Source organism: Shewanella sp. S23-S33, from assembly GCF_043359565.1.
Lineage (GTDB): Bacteria > Pseudomonadota > Gammaproteobacteria > Enterobacterales > Shewanellaceae > Shewanella > Shewanella oncorhynchi.
In genome coordinates, this window is the sequence record NZ_JBHFFD010000014.1 from 222,843 (window position 1) to 248,898 (window position 26,056).

General features: G+C 45.6%; 18 protein-coding genes. 9 read left to right on the top strand and 9 right to left on the bottom strand.

From position 1 onward, the window contains the following. Positions 1-41: 41 nt before the first annotated feature. Positions 42-662: a nucleotide exchange factor GrpE gene (grpE, locus tag ACHA99_RS04215; RefSeq protein WP_028760692.1), complete on the bottom strand. Its 621-nt coding sequence runs from the start codon at positions 660-662 to the stop codon at positions 42-44. 100 nt (positions 663-762) lie between these two features. Here grpE and nadK point away from each other — a divergent pair, with 100 nt between their 5' ends. From nadK to ACHA99_RS04250, 7 genes are all read left to right on the top strand, one after another. Continuing rightward, complete coding sequence (gene nadK, locus ACHA99_RS04220) at positions 763-1,641, top strand: NAD(+) kinase (protein WP_081729057.1); 879 nt, start codon at positions 763-765, stop codon at positions 1,639-1,641. Positions 1,642-2,656: 1,015 nt separating this feature from the next. Next, positions 2,657-4,300 (top strand): L-lactate permease, encoded by a 1,644-nt coding sequence (locus ACHA99_RS04225; RefSeq protein ID WP_049821741.1) that lies wholly within the window; start codon positions 2,657-2,659, stop codon positions 4,298-4,300. 77 nt (positions 4,301-4,377) lie between these two features. Then, entirely contained in the window at positions 4,378-7,182 is a 2,805-nt protein-coding gene (locus ACHA99_RS04230) for an FAD-binding and (Fe-S)-binding domain-containing protein (protein ID WP_393941219.1), read from the top strand. A gap of 311 nt (positions 7,183-7,493) precedes the next feature. Beyond that, complete coding sequence (locus tag ACHA99_RS04235; RefSeq protein ID WP_113941022.1) at positions 7,494-8,237, top strand: (Fe-S)-binding protein; 744 nt, start codon at positions 7,494-7,496, stop codon at positions 8,235-8,237. 10 nt (positions 8,238-8,247) lie between these two features. Continuing rightward, a complete protein-coding gene (locus ACHA99_RS04240) occupies positions 8,248-9,642 on the top strand; it encodes a lactate utilization protein B (RefSeq protein WP_393941222.1) in 1,395 nt (464 codons plus the stop codon). A gap of 1 nt (position 9,643) precedes the next feature. Continuing rightward, positions 9,644-10,213 (top strand): LUD domain-containing protein, encoded by a 570-nt coding sequence (locus tag ACHA99_RS04245; RefSeq protein ID WP_028760696.1) that lies wholly within the window; start codon positions 9,644-9,646, stop codon positions 10,211-10,213. Positions 10,214-10,851: 638 nt separating this feature from the next. Continuing rightward, on the top strand, positions 10,852-12,030 hold the full coding sequence (locus ACHA99_RS04250) for an AAA family ATPase (protein WP_393941224.1): 1,179 nt from the start codon (positions 10,852-10,854) through the stop codon (positions 12,028-12,030). A gap of 11 nt (positions 12,031-12,041) precedes the next feature. Here the strand turns inward: ACHA99_RS04250 and ACHA99_RS04255 are convergent, their stop codons facing one another. From ACHA99_RS04255 to ACHA99_RS04270, 4 genes are all read right to left on the bottom strand, one after another. After that, positions 12,042-12,383 (bottom strand): hypothetical protein, encoded by a 342-nt coding sequence (locus ACHA99_RS04255; protein WP_393941226.1) that lies wholly within the window; start codon positions 12,381-12,383, stop codon positions 12,042-12,044. Between the two features lie 109 nt (positions 12,384-12,492). Then, positions 12,493-12,960, bottom strand: a complete 468-nt coding sequence (locus ACHA99_RS04260) for a DUF6386 family protein (RefSeq protein WP_393941228.1) — start codon at positions 12,958-12,960, stop codon at positions 12,493-12,495. Positions 12,961-13,081: 121 nt separating this feature from the next. Continuing rightward, entirely contained in the window at positions 13,082-14,593 is a 1,512-nt protein-coding gene (locus ACHA99_RS04265; RefSeq protein WP_113941018.1) for a hypothetical protein, read from the bottom strand. A gap of 388 nt (positions 14,594-14,981) precedes the next feature. Then, positions 14,982-16,337 carry an MATE family efflux transporter gene (locus ACHA99_RS04270; RefSeq protein WP_393941231.1) on the bottom strand — a complete coding sequence of 452 codons (1,356 nt, stop codon included), beginning with the start codon at positions 16,335-16,337 and terminating at the stop codon, positions 14,982-14,984. Between the two features lie 401 nt (positions 16,338-16,738). Between ACHA99_RS04270 and ACHA99_RS04275 the strand changes: the two genes are divergently transcribed. Next, positions 16,739-18,280, top strand: coding sequence for an MFS transporter (locus ACHA99_RS04275; RefSeq protein WP_393941233.1), 1,542 nt, complete (start codon positions 16,739-16,741; stop codon positions 18,278-18,280). A 54-nt stretch (positions 18,281-18,334) separates the two neighbouring features. Here the strand turns inward: ACHA99_RS04275 and ACHA99_RS04280 are convergent, their stop codons facing one another. Next, positions 18,335-18,853 (bottom strand): DUF3087 domain-containing protein, encoded by a 519-nt coding sequence (locus ACHA99_RS04280; protein ID WP_393941235.1) that lies wholly within the window; start codon positions 18,851-18,853, stop codon positions 18,335-18,337. A gap of 384 nt (positions 18,854-19,237) precedes the next feature. On the opposite strand from ACHA99_RS04280, the gene ACHA99_RS04285 reads away from it, so the two are divergent. Next, entirely contained in the window at positions 19,238-19,999 is a 762-nt protein-coding gene (locus ACHA99_RS04285) for an ABC transporter substrate-binding protein (protein ID WP_168823321.1), read from the top strand. A 78-nt stretch (positions 20,000-20,077) separates the two neighbouring features. On the opposite strand, the gene ACHA99_RS04290 is transcribed toward ACHA99_RS04285, so the two are convergent. The 3 genes from ACHA99_RS04290 to ACHA99_RS04300 all read right to left on the bottom strand — a co-directional run bounded on the left by ACHA99_RS04290 (position 20,078) and on the right by ACHA99_RS04300 (position 26,038). Then, the gene (locus tag ACHA99_RS04290) at positions 20,078-21,184 is read right to left on the bottom strand and encodes a CobW family GTP-binding protein (protein WP_393941236.1); all 1,107 of its coding nucleotides are present in this window, start codon (positions 21,182-21,184) and stop codon (positions 20,078-20,080) included. A gap of 258 nt (positions 21,185-21,442) precedes the next feature. Beyond that, complete coding sequence (locus ACHA99_RS04295) at positions 21,443-22,861, bottom strand: DEAD/DEAH box helicase (protein ID WP_393941237.1); 1,419 nt, start codon at positions 22,859-22,861, stop codon at positions 21,443-21,445. Between the two features lie 129 nt (positions 22,862-22,990). Beyond that, positions 22,991-26,038 carry an EAL domain-containing protein gene (locus tag ACHA99_RS04300; RefSeq protein ID WP_393941238.1) on the bottom strand — a complete coding sequence of 1,016 codons (3,048 nt, stop codon included), beginning with the start codon at positions 26,036-26,038 and terminating at the stop codon, positions 22,991-22,993. Positions 26,039-26,056 lie beyond the last annotated feature (18 nt).

Consider the following 26,056-nt stretch of genomic DNA (forward strand, 5'->3'; position numbering starts at 1 on the left):
TTTGTTGCTGTCTTTTATAACAGCGGCTGATCCAATAAAGCTTAAGCTTCGATATCTATCGTTGCGCTTTCTTGGTTAGGGCCACCCTGTGACACCATCACCATAGCAGGGCGCAGCAAGCGACTGTTCAGCTCATAACCCTTTTGCATCACCAACATCACAGTGTTCGCAGGGAACTCGGCGCTTGGCTGCATGCCAATCGCTTGATGTTGGTCAGGGTTAAATGACTGACCTTGTGGATCAATTTGCTTAACACCAAATTTAGCCACCGCAGTGAGTAAGCTTTTTTGAGTTAACTCAACACCTTGATAAATCGCTTTCGTCGCTTCATCTTCTGGGTTTGTACCCATTAGCGCGCGCTCCATGTTATCAAGCACAGGCAAAAGCTCATTGGCGAACTTTTCCAAGGCAAACTTGTTCGCCTTTTCTACATCCATTGCGGCACGACGACGAATGTTATCGACCTCGGCTGCGGCGCGGATGACTGAATCCTTCTGCTCTTCAACTTTCGCCAAAGCTTCAGCGAGTAACTGTTCCAGCTCTTCAATACGGAAATTGGCCTGGGTAAGCTCATCGATCAGACTTGCTTCTGCGGTAGATACTTCAGACTCTACACCCTCTTGGATCAGATCCTGTTCTGCTTTAATCGATTCGTTGCTCATTTTCACTCCAGCTAAAAATGCTTTGTTTCTGAAATACTCTGGGCATATTATGGGGATCAATTTTGACGTTTCAAGGCCTAAGGCCAGATCTAGCATAAATATGACCACAAAGTTTCATACTATCGGCCTTATCGGCAAACCTCACCACCAAGGGACCAACCAAACCTTAAAGCGTCTGCATTATTGGCTGACAATGCAGGGCTTTGAAGTCTTAGTGGAAGAGCGTGTTGCTACCGAATTAGGACCCAATATCATAGCGGTCGATTTACTAGAAATTGGCGCGCGTTGCGACTTAGCCATAGTCGTCGGTGGTGACGGTAACATGCTCGGCGCGGCAAGGGTATTAGCCCGCTTCGATTTAGGCGTGATTGGGGTTAACCGCGGCAATTTAGGCTTTTTAACCGATCTGCCGCCCGATGCCTTCGAAGAGGCGCTCGCCAAGGTACTCGATGGAGAGTTCGATACCGAGCATAGATTCTTACTCGAAGCCGAAGTCTATCGCCACGGTATGCTCAAGGCGAGCAACACCGCCGTCAACGAAGCCGTACTCCATCCGGGTAAAATTGCCCACATGATTGAGTTTGAGGTCTATATTGACGATCAGTTCATGTACAGCCAACGTGCCGACGGCATGATAGTGTCAACGCCTACCGGTTCAACGGCCTACGCCCTCTCCGCTGGCGGCGCTATTCTGACGCCTAATTTACAGGCACTAATCTTAGTACCTATGTTCCCGCACACTTTGTCGTGCCGCCCGATTGTTGTCGATGCGTGCAGCACCATAAAAATGGTTGTGTCACCTGAAAATGGCGAAAACCTCGAAGTCAGCTGTGATGGCCACGTGCATTTAGCCGTGTTACCCGGCGATGAAATTATAGTGCGCCGCAGCTCTGAACGTTTACGGCTTATTCATCCTAAAGGACACAACTATTTCCACGTGCTGCGGACCAAATTAGGCTGGGGCAGCAAGTTGTTTTAAGTCTGTATCTTTGGGCTAAATCACCAATAAAAGAGACATATCACGTCTCTTTTTTATTTTGTAAATTTAACCTAAAAAATTGCCATTAAAGCCTTATCTTTTCCCCTGCACAGTCTTTGGTGAACTTTTTAGCACCTCTCACAAACGGCTGATATTCGCATTAATGACGTTTAAGCATTAATGGCACTAACCAGTTTGATAAAAGTTCAAACAGTATTTTTTAGTTTTGTTACTTAAAATTTCTGCTTCAATTACACCCTGTTCTCTCAATTCCCCCTCTTAACCCATTAGAAGCGATCACTTTTTATTTCAACTTTTCTGTTGTTCTCTCAATATACTTGAATATTTTGGCTGGCAGTTTGCTCAAATAAACTGAAATTAAATTAAACAATAGTTATTAAATTTCATATTAAAGTAAAATTTATTAAGTGATATCCATCACAATAAAATCCCACCATTTTAAAAGGTGCTCTAGATCACTATAAAAAAACATTCCAAAATGGACATATTAGGCAATATTACAATGGCTTGATGAAAATAGAAGTAAATGAGTTAATCCAGCCACAACAATCTATGCGACCTTAATCACACCTTAAAAATGACTGAAAAAACCAATAACAGACTATTAATGAAATAAATGGATCAGTTAATTGCAATAATGACGATGAATATGAGTGATAGCTCTACTTTTAATAACCAGAAAAACAACAAATTTAATTTAATATAACCAAAGTAGATATATACCCAACAGTCTAAGTGATCATTGTCACATATAAGAAAATCCCCCGAGAGAAGCACCCCGCAGCACTGTAAATTAGCATTTCATATAACAGCCAAGATGATCTAGATCATATTAGTCAAGCTCACAATAGCGTCTAGTACACAACACAGAATGTCGAGACCGTAAGTACTTGCAGTATTAACTGCTGATTTATTGGTCTGGGAAGTCGACATGAAGGCAGATGAAAAATCCTAATATCAATAATAAGACAGACCACTTTATGAAGAGGCAAGCATGACAATACTTCAACTCCTCGCTAGCTTGACGCCTGTGCTCAGTGTAATGCTATTTCTAGTGTTACTCAGAATGCCTGCATCTAAGGCTATGCCTATCTCCATGATAATCACAGCGCTCGCCGCCGTGTTTATTTGGCAAATGGATACCACATTACTGGCGGCATCGGTCCTCGAAGGACTGCTCTCAGCCATCACACCGTTAACCATCATTTTTGGTGCCGTATTCCTACTCAATACCCTGAAATACTCAGGTGCCATGGACACTATCCGTGCTGGGTTTACTAACATCAGTGCCGATGCCCGTGTACAAGTCATCATCATCTGTTGGTTATTCGGTGCCTTTATTGAAGGTAGTGCTGGTTTTGGTACTCCCGCAGCCATTGGCGCACCACTACTGGTATTGCTTGGTGTACCACCCGTTGCCGCAGCTGTCGTGGCTTTAATTGCTGACTCGGCCTGTGTATCCTTCGGTGCGATTGGTCTACCCGTACTTTTTGGGATGGAACAGGGTCTGATCCAAGGTGGCGTGAGCATGGCGGCGGAGCAATTTGCTGCCCATGGCGGTAACTATGCTGGTTATGCTCGATATATCGTCATGCATATGATCACTATCGATTTAATCACAGGTTCATTAATTCCTCTCGTAATGGTGACCATGCTGACAGGATTCTTTGGTCGCAATAAATCCTTTAAGGAAGGCTTAGCAATTTGGAAATTTGCGATTTTCTCAGGTCTTGCCTTTACCGTCCCCGCATGGATCATCAACTACCTTGCAGGCCCAGAATTCCCTTCGGTTATCGGTTCACTGATCGGTATGGCCTTAGTGATCCCCGTTGCGCGTAAAGGCTACTTACTGCCTAAAACGCCATGGAATGATTTCGCAGAGAATGACAGTCAAGAAAGCGGAAAAGTCGAAACAACGGCTAAGTTTTCCCAAATTGCCGCTTGGACACCTTACATCATCATGGCTGCGCTTTTGGTACTGTCGCGTACAGTGGCACCGTTAAAAGCATGGTTATCAAGCTTTAACATCAGCTGGACAGGCCTAATGGGCACTGAGCTTAAAGCCAGCTTCGCAACCTTATATGCACCAGGTGCCTTCTTTGTTGCCGTGTGTATTCTAGGTTTCTTCCTGTTCAAAATGAAAAGCCCTGCGATTCAGCAAACGGTCGGTGTTTCATGTAAGTCCATGTTGCCAACCATTATTTCATTAGGCGCATCAGTGCCTATGGTGAAAATCTTCTTAAACTCAGGCGCGAATGGTGCAGGTCTTGCCTCAATGCCTGTCGCTTTAGCGGATATGTTGGCAGGTTCCATGGGCGCAGTGTGGGCTTGGATGGCGCCTATCGTGGGGATTTTTGGTGCCTTCTTATCGGGTTCAGCCACCTTCTCAAACATGATGTTCTCCAGCCTTCAATACAGCGTGGCCGACAATATTGGCATGAACCACACACTGGTATTGGCACTACAAGGTATCGGTGCAAACGCCGGTAACATGATGTGCGTAATGAACGTGGTTGCCGCTGCAACAGTAGTGGGTATGGCAGGTAGAGAATCAGAAATTATCCGTAAAACAATGCCTGTTGCCATTGGTTATGCCTTACTGGCGGGCACAATAGCTACCCTGTGGGGTGGATTCTAAGCCGTTTTATTTTATTGAATGCCCGAAGTCACTCCCAGTGACTTCGGCTTTAATCTATTAATAAAGAGAGTGATGCTATGTCGATTAACTATAAACTGGTCATCGATGATCTAAGAACGCAATTAGGTGATCATCCCGTGACGGATGATCCCATTCGCCGTTTTGCCTGGTCCACCGATGCAAGCTACTTCAGGATAGTCCCAGAAGTGGTTGTCCATGCAGAAACCCTAGAACAGGTAAAGCTCACATTAGCCGTTGCCCGTAAGCATGATGCACCCGTCACGTTTAGGGCCGCTGGAACCAGTTTATCTGGCCAAGCTATCGGTGAAGGTATTTTGTTGATCCTTGGCCATGATGGTTTTAGAAAGATTGAAGTCAGTAGCGATGCCAAACAGATCACCTTAGGTGCGGCTGTCATTGGTTCCGACGCTAACGCCGTACTCGCGCCGCTTAACCGCAAAATTGGTCCCGATCCCGCCACCATAGGCTCCGCCAAAATTGGTGGTATTGTGGCAAACAATGCTTCGGGAATGTGCTGTGGTACTGCGCAAAACAGTTACCAAACTATCGCTTCCGCGAAACTTCTTTTTGCAGATGGTACTGAACTCGATACAGGCTGTGAAAAATCAAAAGCTGCCTTTGTTAAATCCCATGGAAAAATACTGGATGCGCTGACAGAACTGTCGCACATGACTCGTCATAACACAGTGTTAGCGGACAGAATTCGTAAAAAGTATTCCATTAAAAATACCACCGGCTACGGCATCAATTCGTTACTCGATTTTACCGACCCATTTGACATCATCAACCACTTAATGGTGGGGATGGAAGGCACCTTAGCCTTTATTAATGAAGTCACTTATCACACAGTGAATGAAGCTAAATTTAAAGCCTCAGCTATGGCCGTATTCCATAATATGGAAGATGCCGCACGAGCCATACCACTGATAAACGGTGAAAGCGTTTCTGCTGCTGAACTCCTTGATTGGCCATCAATCAAAGCAGTAACGGGCAAGCCTGGCATGCCAGATTGGTTATCAGAATTACCGGCCCTATCCGCTATTCTACTGATAGAGTCCCGTGCTGATGACGACAAAACCTTAGATAATTATACTCAAGATGTCACCGCGAAACTCGCCGGCTTTGACTTTATCCGCCCAATGGAATTTAGTACGAATCCAGCGGTTTATGACAAATACTGGGCAATGCGCAAAGGCTTGTTCCCGATTGTAGGTGGTGAGCGTCCAAAGGGAACCTCAGTTATCATCGAAGACGTGGCCTTTGAACTAGAGCACCTTGCTGCTGCGGCGCACGATATCACTGAGCTTTTCCATAAACATGGTTACCCTGAAGGCTGTATTTATGGCCATGCTCTTGCGGGGAACTTCCACTTTATCATTACCCCCACCTTCTCGACTCAAGCCGATATCGATCGTTTCCATGCCTTTATGGATGATATTGCCGACATGGTGATTAACAAGTACGACGGTTCAATGAAAGCCGAGCATGGTACTGGCCGTGCTGTCGCGCCGTTCGTCGAAAAAGAATGGGGACAAGATGCTTACACTTTGATGAAGAGCATCAAACAAGTATTTGATCCACAGGGTATTCTAAACCCAGGCGTTATTCTTAACGACGATAGCAATGTCCACGTTAAAAATATCAAGCCCTGCCCTGTGGTCGATGATTTTGTTGATAAGTGTATCGAATGTGGTTTCTGTGAAAAAACCTGCCCAACATCGGCACTCAACTTCTCACCTCGTCAGCGTATTGCGACTCTGCGTGAAATAGAACGTTTAGAACAATCCGGTGATAAAGCCGCCGCAGCAGAAATGCGCGCCGCCGCTAAATACGATGTAGTTGATACCTGTGCCGCCTGCCAGCTTTGTACTATTGCTTGCCCAGTGGATAACAGCATGGGCCAACTGGTGCGTAAACTGCGCACGCCGTACATCAGCACTACTGAACAAAAAGTCTTAGATTTCCAAGCCAAACACTTTGGCGCAGTTAACCAGGTTATCAGTTCAGGTTTTGACATGCTTGGCGTGATCCACAAGATCACTGGCGATAACATTACCAGTGCCCTAATGAAAACCGGCCGTTTGATTTCAAAAGAAGTGCCTTATTGGAACCCCGATTTCCCGAAAGGCGGCAAATTGCCAAAACCATCCCCCGCTAAAGTTGGCCAAGAAACAGTGGTTTACTTCCCAGCCTGTGGCGGCAGAACCTTTGGTCCGACACCCAAAGATCCCGATAACCGCACTTTGCCTGAGGTGGTCGTCACGCTGCTGGAACGTGCAGGCTATAACGTCATCACGCCAGAAAAAACCCGCGATTTATGTTGCGGCCAGATGTGGGAATCTAAGGGCGACTTTAAAAACGCCGATGCCAAACGCCAAGAACTCATCGATGCAGTGAGCAAGATAACCAATGGTGGCAAGCTGCCAGTGATCGTCGATGCCCTGTCTTGCACCTACCGCACTTTGTCAGGTAATCCAAAAGTACAAATTATCGACTTAGTTGAGTTTATGCACGACAAGCTACTGACTAAGCTCAACATCAGCAAAAAAGTCAATGTGGCACTGCACTTAGGTTGTAGCGCACGCAAGATGAAACTTGAACCTAAGATGCAAGCAATCGCCGATGCCTGCTCTGCGCAAGTGCTCAAACCTGCAGGAATTGACTGCTGCGGTTACGCGGGTGAAAAAGGCTTGTATAAGCCTGAAATCAACGCCAGCGCACTGCGTAATATTAAAAAGCTCATTCCTGTCGAGATTAAGGAAGGCTATTACGCCAACCGTATGTGCGAAGTCGGTTTGACCCAACACAGCGGCATTTCCTACCGCCACTTAGCTTATCTGCTCGAAGAGTGCAGCCGCTAATCTGGTATAACAGTAGTAAACAAACGGGGCTATTTTTAGCCCCGTTTGTTTATATAAGCGAACTATTCTCATTTATTTGTCATTAAGTATTTTTTGAGAATTTCAAACCTGAATAAATATATTTTAAAACCAATGTAATCATCAAGTTAAAATATTCTCATTTTTGAAAAAATCTACAAGCTCATTTACTAAATTAGGGCTACTTATTCCGCTAAGATAGGCCTATATTTGATCAACTACCTTAGCATTAGTGTGGATATTGGGTCACACTGCAAGGCAATGTCGTTCACTAACAAGAAAGAGAAAACACAATGAAAATCGCCCTTTTCATCCCGTGTCTAGTCAATCAAATGATGCCAGAGGTCGCGATTGCCACCTTGGAATTATTAGAGAAACTCGGGCACCAAGTGATTCTACCCGCGGGTCAAACATGCTGTGGCCAGCCGATGACAAACTCTGGTTGCTTCGATGCAGCGCGCAGTACCACCCTTAAATTGCTCAACGCCTTTAAGGGAGTGGAATGCGACGCTATTGTTTGCCCTGCCGCCTCTTGCTTAGTGGCCGCCAAAGAAAACTTCCACGAGTTTGATAGCAGCCCAGAAGCACAAGCTGTGATCAACAAACTCTATGAACTGACTGAGTTTTTACACGATATCGCGCCGATCCCCGCCTTTACCAAGCCCTTCGCGCACAAAATTAGCCTGCAACTGAGTTGCCATGGCATTCGCATGTTAAGCCTTGCCACCCCAAGTGAGCAAATGGGACCAAGATTCAACAAAGTCGAAGCTGTATTGGCCAATATTGCAGGCATAGACATAGTGTATCCAGACCGCCGTGACGAATGCTGCGGCTTTGGTGGCACCTTCGCCGTCGATGAAGGCGCAGTGTCGGCTAAGATGGGGAAAGACAAGGCCCAAGCCCACGCTGCAACGGGTGCTGAATATGTGGTGGGTTTTGATCCCTCATGCCTGTTGCACCTCGATGGCATGATCCGCAGACAGCAATTGCCGATTGAAATTCGCCACATAGCGCAAGTGCTAAACGCCGCGCTCTAGGAGACTCACCATGGCTTACAATCATAATCACGGAGCTAATGGCTCCCAAGTCCATGCCCATAAAGCCGATATTTTTTGCCGCGACGAAACCCGTGTCGACTGGCATTCAAAAGCACTATGGATGCTCAGAGAAAAACGCGACCGCGCCGCGAGTAGCATCCCAGAATGGGAACAACTGCGCCAGCTTGGCTCAGAAATTAAGCTCCACACGCTAACCCATCTTGCTCAATATCTTGAAACCTTTGAACAAAACTGTATCGCCAACGGCATACAAGTCCATTGGGCGAAAGATGGCGCAGAGCACAATCGTATCGTGCATGACATTTTATCCCGCCATAAAGTCAAAAAGTTGGTGAAGTCTAAGTCTATGCTGACCGAGGAATGTCACCTCAATCCGTACTTAGAACAACGTAACATTGAGGTCATAGATACCGACTTAGGTGAGCGGATTATTCAGCTCGCTAAAATGCCACCATCGCATATTGTGGTGCCCGCTATCCATATGAAAAAGGAAGAAGTCGGCGAACTCTTCCATGAAAAACTCGGCACTAAAGCGGGGGCAGCCGATCCCTTGTATTTAACCCGCGCCGCCCGTGCCCACCTGCGTGAACAGTTCCTTAGCGCCGATGCCGCGATGACAGGCGTGAACATGGCAATTGCCGATAAAGGCGCCGTGGTGGTCTGCACGAACGAAGGCAACGCCGACATGGGTGCTAACCTGCCTAAGTTGCAGTTGCATTCAATGGGCATCGACAAAGTGGTGCCCGATATCGATAGCGCAGCCGTTTTACTGCGAACACTGGCACGCAACGCCACAGGCCAACCTGTCACGACTTATAGCGCCTTTTACCGTGGCCCACAGCCCGAAGGTGAGATGCACATTATTATCGTCGACAATGGCCGCACTGAGATGCTCAAGGATAAAATCCTCGCAGAATCATTGAAGTGTATTCGTTGTGGTGGTTGCCTCAATACCTGTCCTGTGTATCGTCGCTCCGGCGGTTACAGCTACAACTACACTATCCCTGGCCCAATTGGTATCGCAGTGGGCGCTAAGATTGATGACACTAACTCGATTGCCTGGGCCTGTACCTTGTGTGGCAGCTGTACCTATATCTGCCCAACTAAGGTGCCGCTCGATAAGATTATTTTCCACCACAGACGCCTTAAGGCTGAAGCCGGAAAACTCCCCTATGGCAAAAACAGTTACATGCCATTAGTGGGTAAATTTATGGCAAGCGAAACCATGCTGAACTGCTCTATGAGTGTGGTGAGAACTGCGCTGCGCATTCTACCGGGTAGTCTGTTAAAACCCTTTAGCGGTGCATGGGGTAAATACCGTGAACTGCCCGTTGCCCCGAACTCCAGCTTCGAAGCTTGGTTTAAGAAACACAGGAGCCTATAAGATGTCTAGTAAACTTGAAATTCTCAATGCGCTCAAACTGTCGGCCTTAACAAATCACCCTATGCCAAGCATAGATGTGACGCCAAGAGTCGAAAATCTCGTCGGCCAGTTCGAGACCAACCTCAATACTGTCGCGGGTACGCTGCATAAAGAAGGTGGCATCAAAGCCCTGCAAGCCAAAGTCGATGAACTTATCGCCCAAGGGTTACAGGTCATCTCCCTTGTAGAGGGTGTCACGGCAAACCGTGAAATGCCCCCCACAGCCCACGAGCTCAAAAACATAGATTATGCAGTGATCCCAGGTGACATTGGCGTTGCCGAAAACGGTGCCATTTGGGTTAACAATAAGAATCTAGGCCACAGAGTGACACCTTTTATCTGTGAAAACCTGATCTTAGCCCTGCCAACGAATAAGATTGTGCCGACCCTACATCAGGCAGCTAAAGAAATCACGTTAGCCTCAGGTGAGTTCGGGGTGTTTATCGCGGGTCCATCAAAAACCGCCGATATCGAACAAGCCCTCGTCGTCGGCGCCCACGGCGCCTGCAGCTTGAACGTGTATTTGCTCTAATGCCTCGAGATTTAATGTAACCAAGAAAATTCAAGGGTTATGGAATAATCGAAACACAAAAGCCGCCTTCATTAGCGGCTTTCTTATTGAGACTTCGCTGAATGATATTTGAGTTGTAGGCTGATAAACCACTAACACAGCTTACCAATTAACGTTTATTGACTAACAGTTTACAGGCTTGCCATGGCATTCACTCGCCGACTCTGTGAATAGAAACCTAGGGCCTCTAAGCTTATGAACGAGAGCCATGGTCGTTCTCATGCATCCCTGCATTGCACGACATTCAGGCGCCCTGCCTATCAGATGGCAAACTGGCAGTTAAACACGGATGTTGTTCAAGTCAATCCGTGGATGCAGGAGGGTCGTCCCGTCCTGCTCTTTGATGAACGGCGCCATCTCTGATATTTATCTGCGTACGTTAGTGAACACTTAAATATAAATCCAACATTAAGATGTTGATTTAAATTGTGATATCACTACGTTCTAAGACAATCGTTAGTGATAAGCAGGGGATCTTTATCAAGTCGCTTTAACCACGTGCGATAGCGCACATACTGAGGATACCTTAGTAGTATCCTCGACTCGGTTGATAGTATTCTCGACTATGTCCATGAGGCATTTATAGTAAAGGTGAGTAAATGAACGAGGTATTACTACAAATAAAGGCGCTCACCAATGGTGATCCTTTGTTGACGGCTGTCATTGTTGGAGTATTAACATTTACGTTAATTGGACTCGTAGGCTACATGCTAAAAGATGTCCCCACGAAGCTGTTAAGTTGGCTCAGTAGTCTGCTGTTTGTGCGGCTCACTATAGACGATAGCCATCAGGCGCGCACAGAGGTATTCAATAAACTGTCCTTTTTGATCAGTAATACTACCATTCCGTTTTTTTCACGCTCTATCTCTGAGGCTGTGTACTATGACTATAGTGTGAGTTACGACGGGCGTGTCAGTGTTAAGTCTATCGGCTACGGTATGCACCTGTTTAAATACGCTGGTTGTTTCATGTTGGCTACCCGCTCTAAGGTCGATAGTACGATGGCATACGATACTATTACTGTAAGTGCACCATGGTGGGCAAAAGATAAACTATATAGTTTTTTAGAAGATACTCGTGGAGACATCTCTACAGAGCCAAAAGTGAATATTTTCGAAGAAACCGAATGGTGTCGCTATGGCACATTGAAATCATCGGGTTTTAGTGAATTAGTGCTAGATGAAGGGTTTAAGCAGAAGTTGATGGGAGAAGTTGATAACTTCGCAAGTAGAGGGAAATCGGTTGTAAGTAAGCTAACCATACTGTTACATGGCAAAACGGGTACAGGTAAGACGGGTATAGCGAGAGCCTTAGCTGTTGAGTATCATCGCGATCTTTACATATTGAATCTATCGACTGTAAATGATGCCACTATTCATAAGGCGATTAGAAAGGTACCACCCGGAGCTATGTTGTTAATAGAGGACTGTGACTGTGTAAAGGCTACGGTATCACGTACTGCTGAAAGCAATGTAGATAACCCACCACTCACTTTAGGTGGCGTTCTAAACGCGTTAGACGGAATCATTCCTCTTGATGACTGCCTTGTAATAATGACCACAAATCATCCTGATAATCTTGACCCAGCGTTGATACGTAAAGGTCGTGTAGATGTCAGTATTGAAGTACCACTTATCAGTGCAAAACAAGTTAATGAAGACTACTTTGAGCGTTTTGGCGCAGTTCTTAATAGAACTGAGCCATTGTTAGGTTGTGAAGTCTATGAACTCCATCGCAGAGCGAGCTTAAGATATGGTGTGTGTTGTAAGCCAGTGTAGATGCTCTGGATTCAACAAACCATGAGGTCATGATAGCCATGAATAACAATAAACTGATCGTCTTCAATTAGTGGTAACTGGCCGAGTTGCTGTAATCTGATTTTTAATTCAGCAAGCAGAAATACATTGTCATCCGCCAAACCGGCGGGAAAAACGGTTTTCGCAATTCTAATCGCGTTAATGGATTTATAGCGAATACACCTTTGCACAAAAAGACAATCAGTAGCCATGATCTCGGATAACACTTGATTTGAGGCTTCATAGTCCTCTTCACCGACCAACTGTAGTTGCAAATACACAGGACGAGAAGCTAACAGCGTCATACATTCGCGCCATTTAGTATTATTCATCATAGAACTCATAATGTTAAATTGCTTTTTTACCCCTGATGATTAACAAGTTACCTTTGGTGTTTAACTGCCCGTATAGGGATTAAAAATGGTAGCGAATAAAGTAAGCCGCTTAAAGTAATGGGCTAGACGTAAACTCGTTTAGTACATCTTCTGAGGTTGACTCATATTCAACCACCAGTTTATGGGGTGTAAGCCGATACACCCTCACCTCAATATTCCCTCGCACAGCATAAATTAAAGCGCCGCCATAGGTTGTTTCAGGCCCAAGATCTCCCGCTGGAACTTGCTCGGCGGCGCCAATATACAGGCACCCTGACAATATTGTTAAGTTTGCAGAGAGATAATTCGAATTGAGCCCAGCCTCACCTAGCTTAAGGAAAATTTCAACCTCATAACAGCCATCGGCGCCAAGTCCTACGAATAGCACATGACCTTGATTGATTTCCAAAATTTCGTCACTCGGCACAGACCACCAATCAGCCGTATCTTCACAGCGATGAGTTAATGCCGCGGGATCAAATATCGCCATTGTGGCGGTATCTGTGTCAAACCGAGTTGTTGTATAGGGTTTACTCATCATCCTTGCCCACTAACAGAAATGATTCTGACTATCTGTTTTATCCTTGATAACTCCAAACCTAAAATAGAAAAATCGCCATAATTTTAGGCCGTTACTACCACTTACTTACAACAATCCTTTACATAAAGGCTTTAGTGAACGCTTCCTTCGACTGGCGAATGTAGTTACGGGCGCTTTTGGCGTGCTGCTCCCACACGGCGCGGTCGCTAGGATCGGTAAAGGGGTTTTGCTCAGCGGCAATTGAGCGCTCAAATTTGTCGTAGAAGGTCAGCATGGCCGAAGTGATCTGATTAAAACGTTCCTTGAACTCTTGAAATTCATCAATCTTCTCAGTGGTTTTAATCATGTACTGCACTAACTCTGCATTGCTGTTCGAAGCCAATAGCGCCTCAGCTTTAGCACTGATATTGGCACTCGCCTCGGCAATCACCAACGCTCGTGCCTGCTCGTCTTTACTCATCACTCGGCTGTAATTTTCAGGAGTGCGGGCAATACTGGCATGCTGTAAGTAACTGCGCAGATGTTTGTCGAGATCCTTACGGAAATTATCTAAGTTCTTCTGCATACTGACTAAATCATTATCGAGTGCAGTGACTTGTTGCAGTTCTTTTTCGATTTCAGACATAAACCGTTCGGCCTGCTGATAAATTTTCAGGCCATTTTCTTCAGCAAACTTTTTATCACTACGGCTTAAGTCACTGTTGTCATAATTAGAGCGATCAAAAGTCGCTGCTAAGAATGACTTAAAGGGTTCGGCAAAGGCGGAATACGCGCCAGCACTAACCACGTTTAAGGTGGCAGTTGCTAAGTCACCAAAGGGTTTCACCATAGAGCCTAAACGCGCCTGTTGGAGAGGTGATGCCACACGTTTAGCGTCAGTTAAAACCGACCTAAATGTATTATATCCCATAGGGTTAGACATTTTATTGCGCTCAGACGTCGCCAACACAAAGGTGATACTTGAATAAATAGCATTCGAGTACTCGAGGTATTGCCTTTGGCTCTCGAGCTGAGCGGCATAATTTTTACCTAAAGTACGAAATGACTCAGACTGCACTTCGTAATTCTTGTCAGCTTTCAGCTTATCTAAAATCCCGCCGATAATTTTCTGCTCATTTTTTTGCAGGGCCATATCAAGGCGAATTTTACCTAAGCTCAAATCGTCCAAACTGATAGGGCCATTAATGGCCTCAATATCAAGACGGATATATTGGCGACTCGGATCATCAATAGACACTCGGTGCGCTAAATATTCGTTAGCCCCGGGGGTGATATCGATTAAAGCAACATGCTGCCACTGGGCATCAAGCTTTAATACCGGAGAGGTCAATACATTGATTCGATATTGGGTTTGAGTATTCTGGGTTTTGACCCAAAACTCTAATAGACCCGCTTCAGAAATAGGGTACTTACTGACGATACTGCTATTGCCTTCGACACAAAGCAGCGCACTTTCACCTGTGTGAGGTTCAGCGCCTTCAAATTGACAACCCATGATCCACGACCAAGGTTGAGATAAACGATTGCCTTCGAAGTCGCTGGCAAACACTAACTCATTCTCTTTGGCACTGGCATTAACTGTCGTTAACACGCCAAGCAACAGCATAGAAATGACTGCAGTGGTGCGCATAAGGGCCTCATAAAACATAAATTACTAAAATCAACGAGCGAGTCATTCGGCTCAATACCCAGTCATATCAACGATCAATAGACCCAAAAGCCTAAGCGAACTCAGTCTATTAATTGAGGACTATAGCCTCGACTTAAGAGCACGCTTGGATAAGTCATTTTTGATTGCAGATTAAACCAGCGAAATGTACCAGAGGCCATCATCCCACGCTAGCCCTAAGTCATGTTTAACGACGAAAGATATGTGGGCAATTACAATTGGGGCCATTAATCGCCCCAATTGTAAAATTTACGTAAAACTAAACACTTATGCCACAGCTACAGGTTACTTGCCTCGCCCCTTGTCTTGTCAATATATCAGGCGAAACCAATACAGCCCAAAGCAAGAATTAATGCAAACGTGCCTCGACTCGCTTCATGGCGTAAAACATCCATATCGTCAAGATAGTGCTACAGGTCGCGAGCGACACCCACACACCAATCACGCCGAACGCCCATGCAAAGCAGTAGATGATCGCAGCGATAAGAATAAGCTTAGCGCCCGTCAGCATAGAAGCTTGTTTCGAACAGTTAATCGCTTGGAAGAAACTCGCACCGACTAAGATTAAGCCTTCCATAGGCAAACCCCAAAAATACCAGCGCATACCTTCAATCGCCACTGGTGTTAAATTCGGATTATCACCGGCAAACAAATACACTAACCATTCAGGGCGAGAATAAATCAGCGCTAAACCTAAAGCTGCGGTGAGTAACGTCATACCAAAAGCAATATTGCGCGCTTGTTTAACCCTGTCAAAACGCCCAGCTCCCGCGTTAAAGCTATAAATGGGTTGAGTACCAAGCGCAATGCCCTCAAAAATCAGATAGAAAAACGCTTCTGTGTAACTCACCACACCATAGGCGGCCACATGTAATGGACCGCCAACCCACAAAAAAGCCGTATTATGCAGGGTTAACACTATCGACAAATACAGATTCATCAAAAAGCTGGGGAAACCAACGCGGGCTATATTAAGGCAATTGTCGAGCTTGAGCTTCATCTGCTCAAAAGTGATTTTAAGCTGAGTGCGCGGACTGAAAAAATGCTGTAAACACAAAAGCCCCGTTACCGCCTGCGACAACATAGTCGCAATCGCTGCACCTGCTAAACCAAAGGGGAAAACCACAATAAACAGCCAGTCTAAGAAAGTGTTTAATACACCACCCAAAATCAGCACCCAAGTCACCATGGATGGCCTGCCGTCATTACGCAGCAGTGTGGTGAAGGTCATTGAAATTATGGGGAAATGACACAGTGCAAAATACCAGAATAAGTATTCGTTAGCATTTTCGAGCATCTCACCTTGCGCCCCGAGGGCGACCAAAATATCTCGCGAGAATATCCCGCCAACAAGGGCAAAAAAGCATCCGGTTAATAAACATAACGTAAAGGCATTACCGAGTAGTTTACGGGCCTTGACTACATTACCTTGACCAAGATTGATTGACACTAATGCCGCGCTACCCATACCTACCATGGCGCCAATAGCGTATAAAATCGCGCCCACAGGGTAAGCTAGCATCATCCCCGCCAGCCCTGTTTCACCTAAATAGTGGCCAACAAAGATGCCATCAATTGTCACATATACGCCCGTCACCAACATAGAGGCTATGGTGGGTATGGTATAGCGCCAAAAAAGCTTCGCAATCGGCTCCTCGAGCAAGCTCATATCCGCAGGAGCATGATTAGATGTTGTTGCTGTCATTAGCGTTTCTCACAAAAAGGGGGGGGTAGAGTCGTATCTATTTAGAAAAATGATCGGGTGAACAAAAATGCGACAATGGATTGTACCTAAAAATAGCGAGAACTCAAAGCATGTTCATTATGAATAATTAACAATAAAGATTAATCATCACAATGACTTAAGCAGAAACAGTCCAATTTCAGCCAAATGACAAACTCAGTACAGTTCAATAACAGATGTGGGTTAATTCATCATTTTCTGCTACTTTTTTGGTGTTTAAGGCCGAATTAGGTAAAGTATCCGTTCAAGCAAGCCCATTAACGTATTTAAGCAAGATGAAATCATTAACTTCATAAATTTAAGCTTTTGATAATTAATGGGTTAAACAGAAATAAATTCAATAACAATAATAAGGGAAGGACATGAGTCAGAATAGTCCAAATGCAGGCAACGATCTGCGAGAAGTCAAACAGCTCGGCATGTGGGCCTCCATTACTAGCTTAGGTTATGTGTTTTGGTTAGTTGGTGGTATGGAGTTAGTCGAGCGTATCGCCTACTACGGTGTTAAAGCCAGTGCTGGATTGTACGCTAAAGCGCCAGAGTCTGCGGGCGGCCTTGGGATCAGCCTAAGTGACTACGGCATTATTATTTCCCTCTGGGCGATCATGCAAACCTTTGTGCCCGTGTTCACCGGTGGCATGTCTGACCGAGTGGGCTACAAAGAAACCATCTTCGGCTCCACCATCATTAAAATCTTTGGCTATCTCGTCATGGCATTCTTCCCCAGCTTTTGGGGCTTCCTTGTCGGTGCATTACTCCTTGCCATAGGCACAGGGATATTTAAACCGGGCATTCAAGGCACCTTAGTGCTGTCCACTAATCGCAACAACACTTCAATGGCTTGGGGCATTTTTTACCAAGTTGTAAACATTGGCGGTTTCCTCGGGCCTTTAGTTGCTGTGCATATGCGCCAATTGTCGTGGGACAATGTATTTTTCGCCTGCGCCGCAATTATCTCACTCAACTTCTTATTCTTACTCACCTATACCGAGCCAGGTAAAGCCGAGCGACTGGAACGCAATAAGCAAATAAAATCGGGTGAAGTCGAACAAGAATCCCTGTGGCGTGATGCTTGGCGCGAGCTGAAAAAGCCGATTGTAATCTACTATATGCTGGTATTTGCAGGCTTTTGGTTCTTGTACAATGCCCTATTCGATGTGCTGCCTATCCATATTTCCGAATGGGTCGATACCAGCATAATCGTCACGTCCCTCTTTGGCAGCGAAGGCACCAGTAATGGCATTCTGCAATTTTGGCTTGGCCTCAATAACGAAGGCACTAAGGTGATGCCCGAAGGCATGTTAAACCTTAATGCGGGCATGATAATGACCAGCTGTTTTATCGTCGCCGCGCTGACGGCTAAATACCGTATTACTACCGCCATGTTTATTGGTTGTTTGCTGAGTATTTTAGCTTTTGTGTTTATCGGTGCTTTCCATGCGGCATGGTTTATCGTATTCGCGATAGCCATGTTCTCCATTGGCGAAATGATGATTAGCCCGAAGAAAAACGAGTTTATGGGTAATATTGCTCCTGAAGGTAAAAAAGCCATGTACTTGGGATTTGTGATGTTGCCCCAAGGGATCGGCTGGGGATTAGAAGGCTACTTTGGCCCTAAACTCTACGAGATTTATGCATCAAAGGAATTGTTTTCGCGGGATTTATTGCTAGAGCGCGGCATGAACAGCACTGAGGTCAGCGCCATTCCCCAAGGTGAAGCCTTTACTACTTTGGTGAGTTACACAGGTGAAAACGCACACGATCTCACTCAATTGCTGTACCACAGCCATAACATTGGCATGGCGTGGTACATCATAGCCGCCATAGGGACTATCTCAGCGGTAGGGATTTACATCTATGGTAAGTGGTTACTCACCCTACAAAGAGCCCAGCAAGACGCCTAAGCGAGTCTAACGAACGATTAAAAGACAAAGATAAGTTGAGGAGCAATCCTCATCTTATCTTGTCAGCAACTCAGGCGTAAATTGTTCTGGCGACAACAATAAGCCTAGGCTTTCGATTTGTGCATTCAAACGATTGAGATCTTGAGTCAGTGCCGGTAAGGTCAGCGTATTATCATCGAGTACATACACTTGTCTTAAGCTGGTGTAATAAAAAAGCAATATAATCAAAGCATTCACATCATTTTGCGCCGCAGCGGCTTTAATCTTTATCAACTTGCGATAGATACGATTATGGAGTTGCTTTAATTGCCACACATAATAAATTTCGCTGAAAAAAGGTCGGTCTTTTAAGTTGTAAATCACGGCGCTACACAGACCCAAACTGAAAATCACGCCTAAGAGATTCAAGTGAAAATTACCTGTTGGCTCACCTGGCACTGGCGTCGCCCCAAACAGCGCAATGAGTCCAGTACCAAAAATCAGTGATAACACGACTAAGCTAACAACTAGAATAACAATGAATAAATTCATATTTTTACGATACAAGGTTTTATCTATTTCCTGCAGCTTCATAACATCCCGCTCAAATAAACCGCCCAGCATTGGGGTATAAATCAATCAATGGCAGAGCATACCCCAATCCCCTTTATTCGGCCTTAACTGATTTAAACGCATAACGAAAATACATTTCTCCACCCCATCAGTGAATGATACAAACTGAAACCTTTAAGCGTAACTAAGCAGGCTGAGGGATAGGATGATGTATCGATTGAAGATCAACGGCTTAATGCCCTTACGATTTATCTTCCATTTATTTCAAAACATTAAAATGTTAACGTGCAATCAAATCTGAGTAAAATTTGCTAACCTTAACCCTAGTGAATTGCATAACGATATCGCCGCTTTTACGAGAGACAGTGTTCTAACCTCCCGCATTCAAACCACACAAGGAATGCCATGATACTCAGCAAAGGCTTTGCACAAGTCGTCCTTTTGGCGCTCAGCAGCCTTTGCTTGACTGCACAGGCCAAAGACCTGCTCGCAGTGGGTTCGAGTTTCAGTCAAATTTTTGAACTACAAGCCAATGGAGAATATACAGGCTTAGGTGTCGATATTTTGAATCGCTTCGCCCAGCAGCAAAGTGTGAACATTCACTATCAAATTACCCCATGGCGCCGCGCTATCTCTATGGTTGAACGTGGCCAAGCGGATATTCTTATTGGTCCCTACGATACCCCAGAGCGTAATGCCAACTTGGTTTTTGCGGCGAAGGCATTTTACCGCGATGATATGGTGTTTTATGCTCGGGCAGACAATGAAATAGTGTGGAATGGCGACTATGCCAGTATTAAAACGCAACGGATTGGAAAAATGCAGGGCTGGAGTTATGGCACAAGGTTTACTGAACAAACTAAATCATTAAATATCAATGAATTTGTCGATATTAAAAGTGGCATAGAACGGCTTTCGCGGGGTGATTTAGATTTACTCGCCACCAATAGTCGCAATACAAATGCAGTGCTCGCCCAAATCAAAATCCCTAAAGCAATTACGCCAATCATGCCGATAATCGATGTGCGAGACGGCTTTATGGCTTTTCCGAAACAAGCTAAATTTGATCCGCTAAGAACTCGTTTTGACAGCTTCTTCGAGGAGATGATCCAGAATGGCACACTCACGACACTCGGCCAAAAATACCGCGTGACCTTGCCTTACTGATCCAACCTTACTGTTCCCGCCAAATCCGCCCCTCTTATCTTTGCTCACACCTGTAATAAAGAGTGATGGGGAACTCTGTTAGCTAAGACAAGCAATCAATTGCTGCTCAATCTCGTCCCAATTAACGTCGTCCATGGTAATCATTTCTAGTCTGGAATCTAAGGTGTCATCGAGTTCAACTACAGTAAACTCATGGTCAATCCAGTTAAATCCCGCAATTCCATCAGTAGTGATCATCACAGCCTTTAATCTAAGCAACACTTGCCCAACGTTGGATGACTGAGCTTGCCGCTGAATAAAATCCATTAATTTATCAAAATCAAATTCTTGACTCGGTTCAAACACCCAGCCGCAGCTAAAACAACCTTCACCTTGATTCTGCTTTCGCACTATACCGCGATCATCAAAATCAAGTGCGGCTTCGATTGCACCTTCGGCAAAGAGGCTCAACTCACTCAAGCGAGAACCACCAGCACGAAACAAGCTTGGGGCCGTCGTCGGTAGGCTGCCCAGCTTTAGGCCCGCGCTAGCATGCCCATTTATATTGAGTGACACGCGCCTTGGTTGGTTAAGATAGTCCAGCAAAGCGCTAGGTAAAGGCTGTTGATTTGAGTGGCTCACTACAGGAATATCAGTACGTTCAATATGGCTTAAATAAGTCTGCAATTCATAGAGTAACTTAGTATTTTCAGCATCATATAAGTCAGACTTAGTTGCGATGATCACATCGGCCACTTGCAACTGTTGGATAAAATTTGCATGTTCGCGATAGCGAGGATCGTGGATCTTACGCGCGTCCACCAAACATAGGGTGCTACGCAGTGAAATCACATTCTGATAATGGGGCGCACTCAGTACTTTAATGATTTCATTAGGATGCCCAAGCCCAGTCGGTTCAATCAATAAGCGGTCAGGTTTCGCTTTCGCAATCAACTGATTGATGGCCACTTGTGTCGGTACGCCTGCTGCGCAGCACATACAGCCACCCGCAACCTCACGAATTTGTATGCCGTTATCGGAGGAATTAAGTAACCCCGCATCAATGCCGACCTCACCGAATTCATTGACCAGTACTGCCCAAATTTCATCCGCGGGTTTAGTCGCCAGCAATTGCTTAATCAGAGAGGTTTTACCTACACCTAAAAAACCTGTAATGATATTGGTAGGAATCGCTTTGATAATCATAAGGAAACTCGCTCGAATAGAAAGCTTGGCGCTCGAGTGTAGAAGTATTGGCTTCGAAGCTCAACAAAAAGCGCATCGGTGAGGATGCGCTTTTAGAATAGCGACAGGCTATGTAGCAAAATATGCAACTGACTATTCAACAAACTAGGCAACCGTTAAACGGCTAAGCTAATAGGCACTTTGCACTTATTAGCCTTGATTGTTGGGCTTAGCTTATTTTGACTTAACTTATTTTGACTTAACTTATTTTGACTTAGCCTATTTTGACTTATTGGTGCGAGAGCCAAAACCTGACTTATTGCTCACCAAATTCGACTTAGGTTTAGTCGCATTAAACGGCTTACCTGAGCCAGAAGCTGGCTTAGCACGGCTAGAGGATTTATCGCCACCGGTTTTGCTGTCCTGCGCTTTACCTTTCGCGTACTTACCCTGACGAGACTGACCAATAGTACGATCCTGCGGCGCCTTATGGCTCCACTTTCCAATAGGCTTAATCGGTGCAGCGGGCGCATCACGGTAACGGGCAGGCAAAGGCGTGCCTTCTTCATAACCCGGTTGTACCGACACGGGCAGTTTCTGCTCAATCAAGGCTTCAATTTCAGCGAGCATTTCATCGTCAGAAGGTGAAACAAACGAAATCGCGCGACCCGTTAATCCAGCTCGGCCAGTACGGCCAATACGATGGATATAGTCTTCGGCAAGGAAAGGTAATTCAAGGTTGATCACCATAGGCAAGGCATGAATGTCTAAACCACGAGCGGCCACATCGGTCGCCACCAGCACCCGCAATTTACCGGCTTTAAACTCTTCCAACACCCGATTACGGGCGCCTTGTGTTTTATCGCCGTGGAATACACCTGCGGCTATGCCATCCAGCTTTAATTCTTGTAACAAATGCTCGGCGCTTTCTTTCGTGCTGGCAAACACCAGCACTTGGCGCCAATTGTTGCGGCCAACGAGTTCTGACAACAGCTCGGCTTTGCGACGTTTATCAACGCGATAGACTTCCTGCACAACTGTGGATGCGGTAGTCGTGTCAGCAACATTCACCCACTGAGGTTCATTCAGCATTTTCTCGGCGAGTTGTTTGACGGCATCACTATAGGTCGCTGAAAACAACATGGTTTGATGCTGCGGCGCAATTAAGCGTTTCACTTTTTCAATGTCGCGCACAAAACCCATGTCTAACATACGGTCGGCTTCGTCGATCACTAATGTGGTAACGCTCGACAAATCTAACTGGAATTGGCCAATAATGTCGAATAAACGACCAGGAGTTGCCACCAAAATATCAACGCCCTGCTCTACCCCTTTACGCTGGGGATTCATGTTGGCGCCACCGTAAACCGCTAAGGTTTTCAGTGGTAGGAACTGGCTGTATTTTTGGATATTTTCGCAGACTTGAATCGCAAGTTCGCGGGTTGGCGTCATCACCAACGCGCGTAAAATCGGTTTATCATTGCTGTCGCTTGTTAAAGACTCAGCCGCCAGCTTTTCAAGTACAGGCAGAGCAAAGGAAGCCGTCTTACCTGTACCCGTTTGGGCGCAGGCCATAATGTCTTTGCCTTCAAAGGCAAGCGGGATCACTTTCTCTTGCACTTGAGTGAGTTGCTGATAGCCACACTCAGTTATCGCATTCAAAATAGGAGAAGATAAACCGAGTGTTTCAAATTTCATAGGGACTCTTTAGCTAAGTAGTAAAACTTTGATGCGAGGTGATACTCAATGCCCCAACGCGGGGCCGCGGAGTCTAGCAAAATCCGCGGCGTTTTTATAGGCAATTATCGCCACTAAGTTAATATCTCCTCAGACATGGGAGACTAAAAGCGGATCCTGTAAGTATTTTTGGCTAAATTCACCCGCAGGCACAGGTCTTGAGAACAAGTAACCTTGGCCGTAGTCACAGCCTGCAGCCAACAACACTTGGCACTGCGCATCGGTTTCGACACCTTCGGCAATCACCTTCATTCCCAACTTGTGGGCCATCACGATTATCGCCTCACAGAGAATTTGATCGTTTGAATCGGTATCAATATGGCGGGTAAAAGATTGATCAATTTTAAGATAATCGATATCAAACTTTTTCAAATAGGCGAGTGACGAGTAGCCCGTACCAAAATCGTCCAGCGACACTTGCACACCCGCATCGCGGTAGGCCAGTAGTTTTTCGGTTACACCCATACTGGCATCCAATAACAGGCCTTCGGTAATTTCAACGCACACGCCCGCGCCTGTGATATTAAGATCTTGCAATAACTTCAACCAATCATTGAGCAGCGTGCCTTCATCACGAAATTGGATTGGGGATTTATTGACGCTGATTTGGATTTCAACCCCTAATTCATGACGCCACGCCGCACTCTGGCGAGCGGCTTGCTCGAACACCCAATTGCCGATTTCAACAATCAAGCCGGTGTCTTCCGCAACAGGAATAAACTCTGCAGGCGACACAGCACCACGCTCTGCATGATGCCAGCGGATCAAGGCTTCAGCCTTGGTCACTTCACCCGTTGCTAAGGCAACAATCGGCTGATAATGCAGTTCAAATTCTTTATTCACGACCGCTTGACGTAAGTCTTGGATCAAGCGCATACGGTATTTGGCGTATTCCTGCATCGATGGGGTGAAATAGTTGAAGCGATTACGCCCTTGATCTTTCGCCGCATACATAGCCTGATCCGCATGCTTGAGAAGCCCTTCAATACTGGTCGAATCATCGGGATACAAAGTAATCCCAATACTGACGCTGATATAAGCGGTTTCTTCCCCTAACACATAGGGTTCGGCAATTCGTCGCAAAATATTCTCGGCGACGCGCTCAATCCCCTTATGGTCTTCCATCGAACTTAACACCACAGTAAATTCATCGCCGCCAAGACGCGCCACGACGTCGGCATCACGCACACAGGATTTCAATCGACTCGCGGTTTCTATCAGCAGTAAATCGCCCATGGCATGGCCTAAGGTGTCATTCACTTCTTTAAAGAAATCTAAGTCCAAGAACAGTAAGGCAAAGTGGTTGCGATTGCGGTCGGCATTTTTCACTTCACTGCTTAAATACTCCAACAACATGCGCCGATTGGGCAACCCCGTCAGCGTATCGTAGTTGGCTTGTTTCCAAATCAGATGCTCATTTTGCTTCTTATCGGTAATGTCTGAGAACAGGGCAACACGTCGATAGGGATGGCCTTCTTTATCATTAATCGTATTGATGGTTAACCAGATGACATATTCTTCGCCATTTTTGCGCCGCTGCCACATTTCCCCCTGCCATTGGCCTTTCTCGCGGATATCATTATTCATTTTGTTGTAAAAATCGCGGCCATTGAGGTCACAATAAAGCAGCCGAATATGTTGGTCCCGCACTTCAAATTCGCGATAACCCGTCATCACACTAAAGGCGGCATTGACGGTAATAATTACACCCTTTTCATCGAGGACACTCATGGCTTCAGAGCTGTTATCGTAAACCAGTGCCGACAACTTTAAGGATTCTTCGATAAGTTTTGCGTCGGTAATATCGGTATAGGTTCCACACATACGCAGAGCATTGTTGTTTGCATCTCTGCTCACGACTTTACCCGTATCAAGGATCCACCGCACCTTACGGTTTACGGTATTTAAGCGGTACTCCATCTTATGTTGCGCCGTTTCGCCACGAATATGGGCCTCAATCGAATGCAGCACTTTAGGCCTGTCTTCGGCGACTATCGCATCCATCCATTGGCGACTATTAGCGTTGAGCATATCAACATCGCAGCCAAGAATATCGGCGCTGCGGGCGTTACGTTCGATACGATCATTGCGAATATCCCAATCCCACACCCCAAGATCGCTACTGCTCAGCACCAGTTCGAGTTGCTCACGACTAGCAAGTACCTCTTGGTCAGCAATGGCCTGTGAGGTGATATCTAAATATCCAGCAATAACAAGCAACACGGCATTATTACCACCACGCTTACAGGCGACTGTCATATGGGTGTAAACCACGCTGCCGTCTTTAACGATAAAACGTTTATCCATCTCGTAATTATCGATATCCCCCCGCAGCATAAGCTCAAATTTCAGGGCATCCGCTTCTAAATCATCGGGATGAGTAATTTGTGCCCACGTCATCCGTAGCAATTCAGCTTCTGAATACTTGAGCATTTGACATAACCGTGGATTCACCTTTATCCACTTTTGATCTATCCCCGTTATTGCAATACCAATATTGCCCGCGTTGAATTGGCTCCGAAAAAGGAAATCATCCTGCAGACGAATTTGTTCATCACGCTCTAATTCAAAACGTCGCGATAACAAGCGGCTCAATAGCCAAGTCGCTATCGGGAAAATGGTCAATACTGGGAGGGTCACTTTGGCGAGTAATGGCATTGCTATGCCATCGGGTAGAAATAAGAACCACAACAACATCACGATATGAACGGTATAGGCAAAGAGAAAAATTTCTCCACCTGAAATATTGGCTAACAGAGACTTACGATATTGACGCCAGATCACCCCGATTAAACCGGATGACACTATCACGCCGACGCCAATCCATATACCAGCGCCACCGATACTGATGCGATACAGCGCCGTCATCACGACAGCAACTAAGGTCGGTAAACCACCGAAAAATAGACCAGAAATACAGAGAATAACCGAACGGGTATCAAAGAAAACGCCAGGCAAATATACCCAAGGCGTACTCATAATAGTGATACCAATACCACCGATGAGCATCCCAATAATGATGCGCCACAGTAAAAAATACTGCCGCTGATGCTTTTTAGGGATCACGTCGTACAAAAAGACCAACGCCAGCAATAAAGCCGCATTTTGTACTAACGGAAAGAGAATACCTTTATCCATAACTCAGAGAGCGACTCC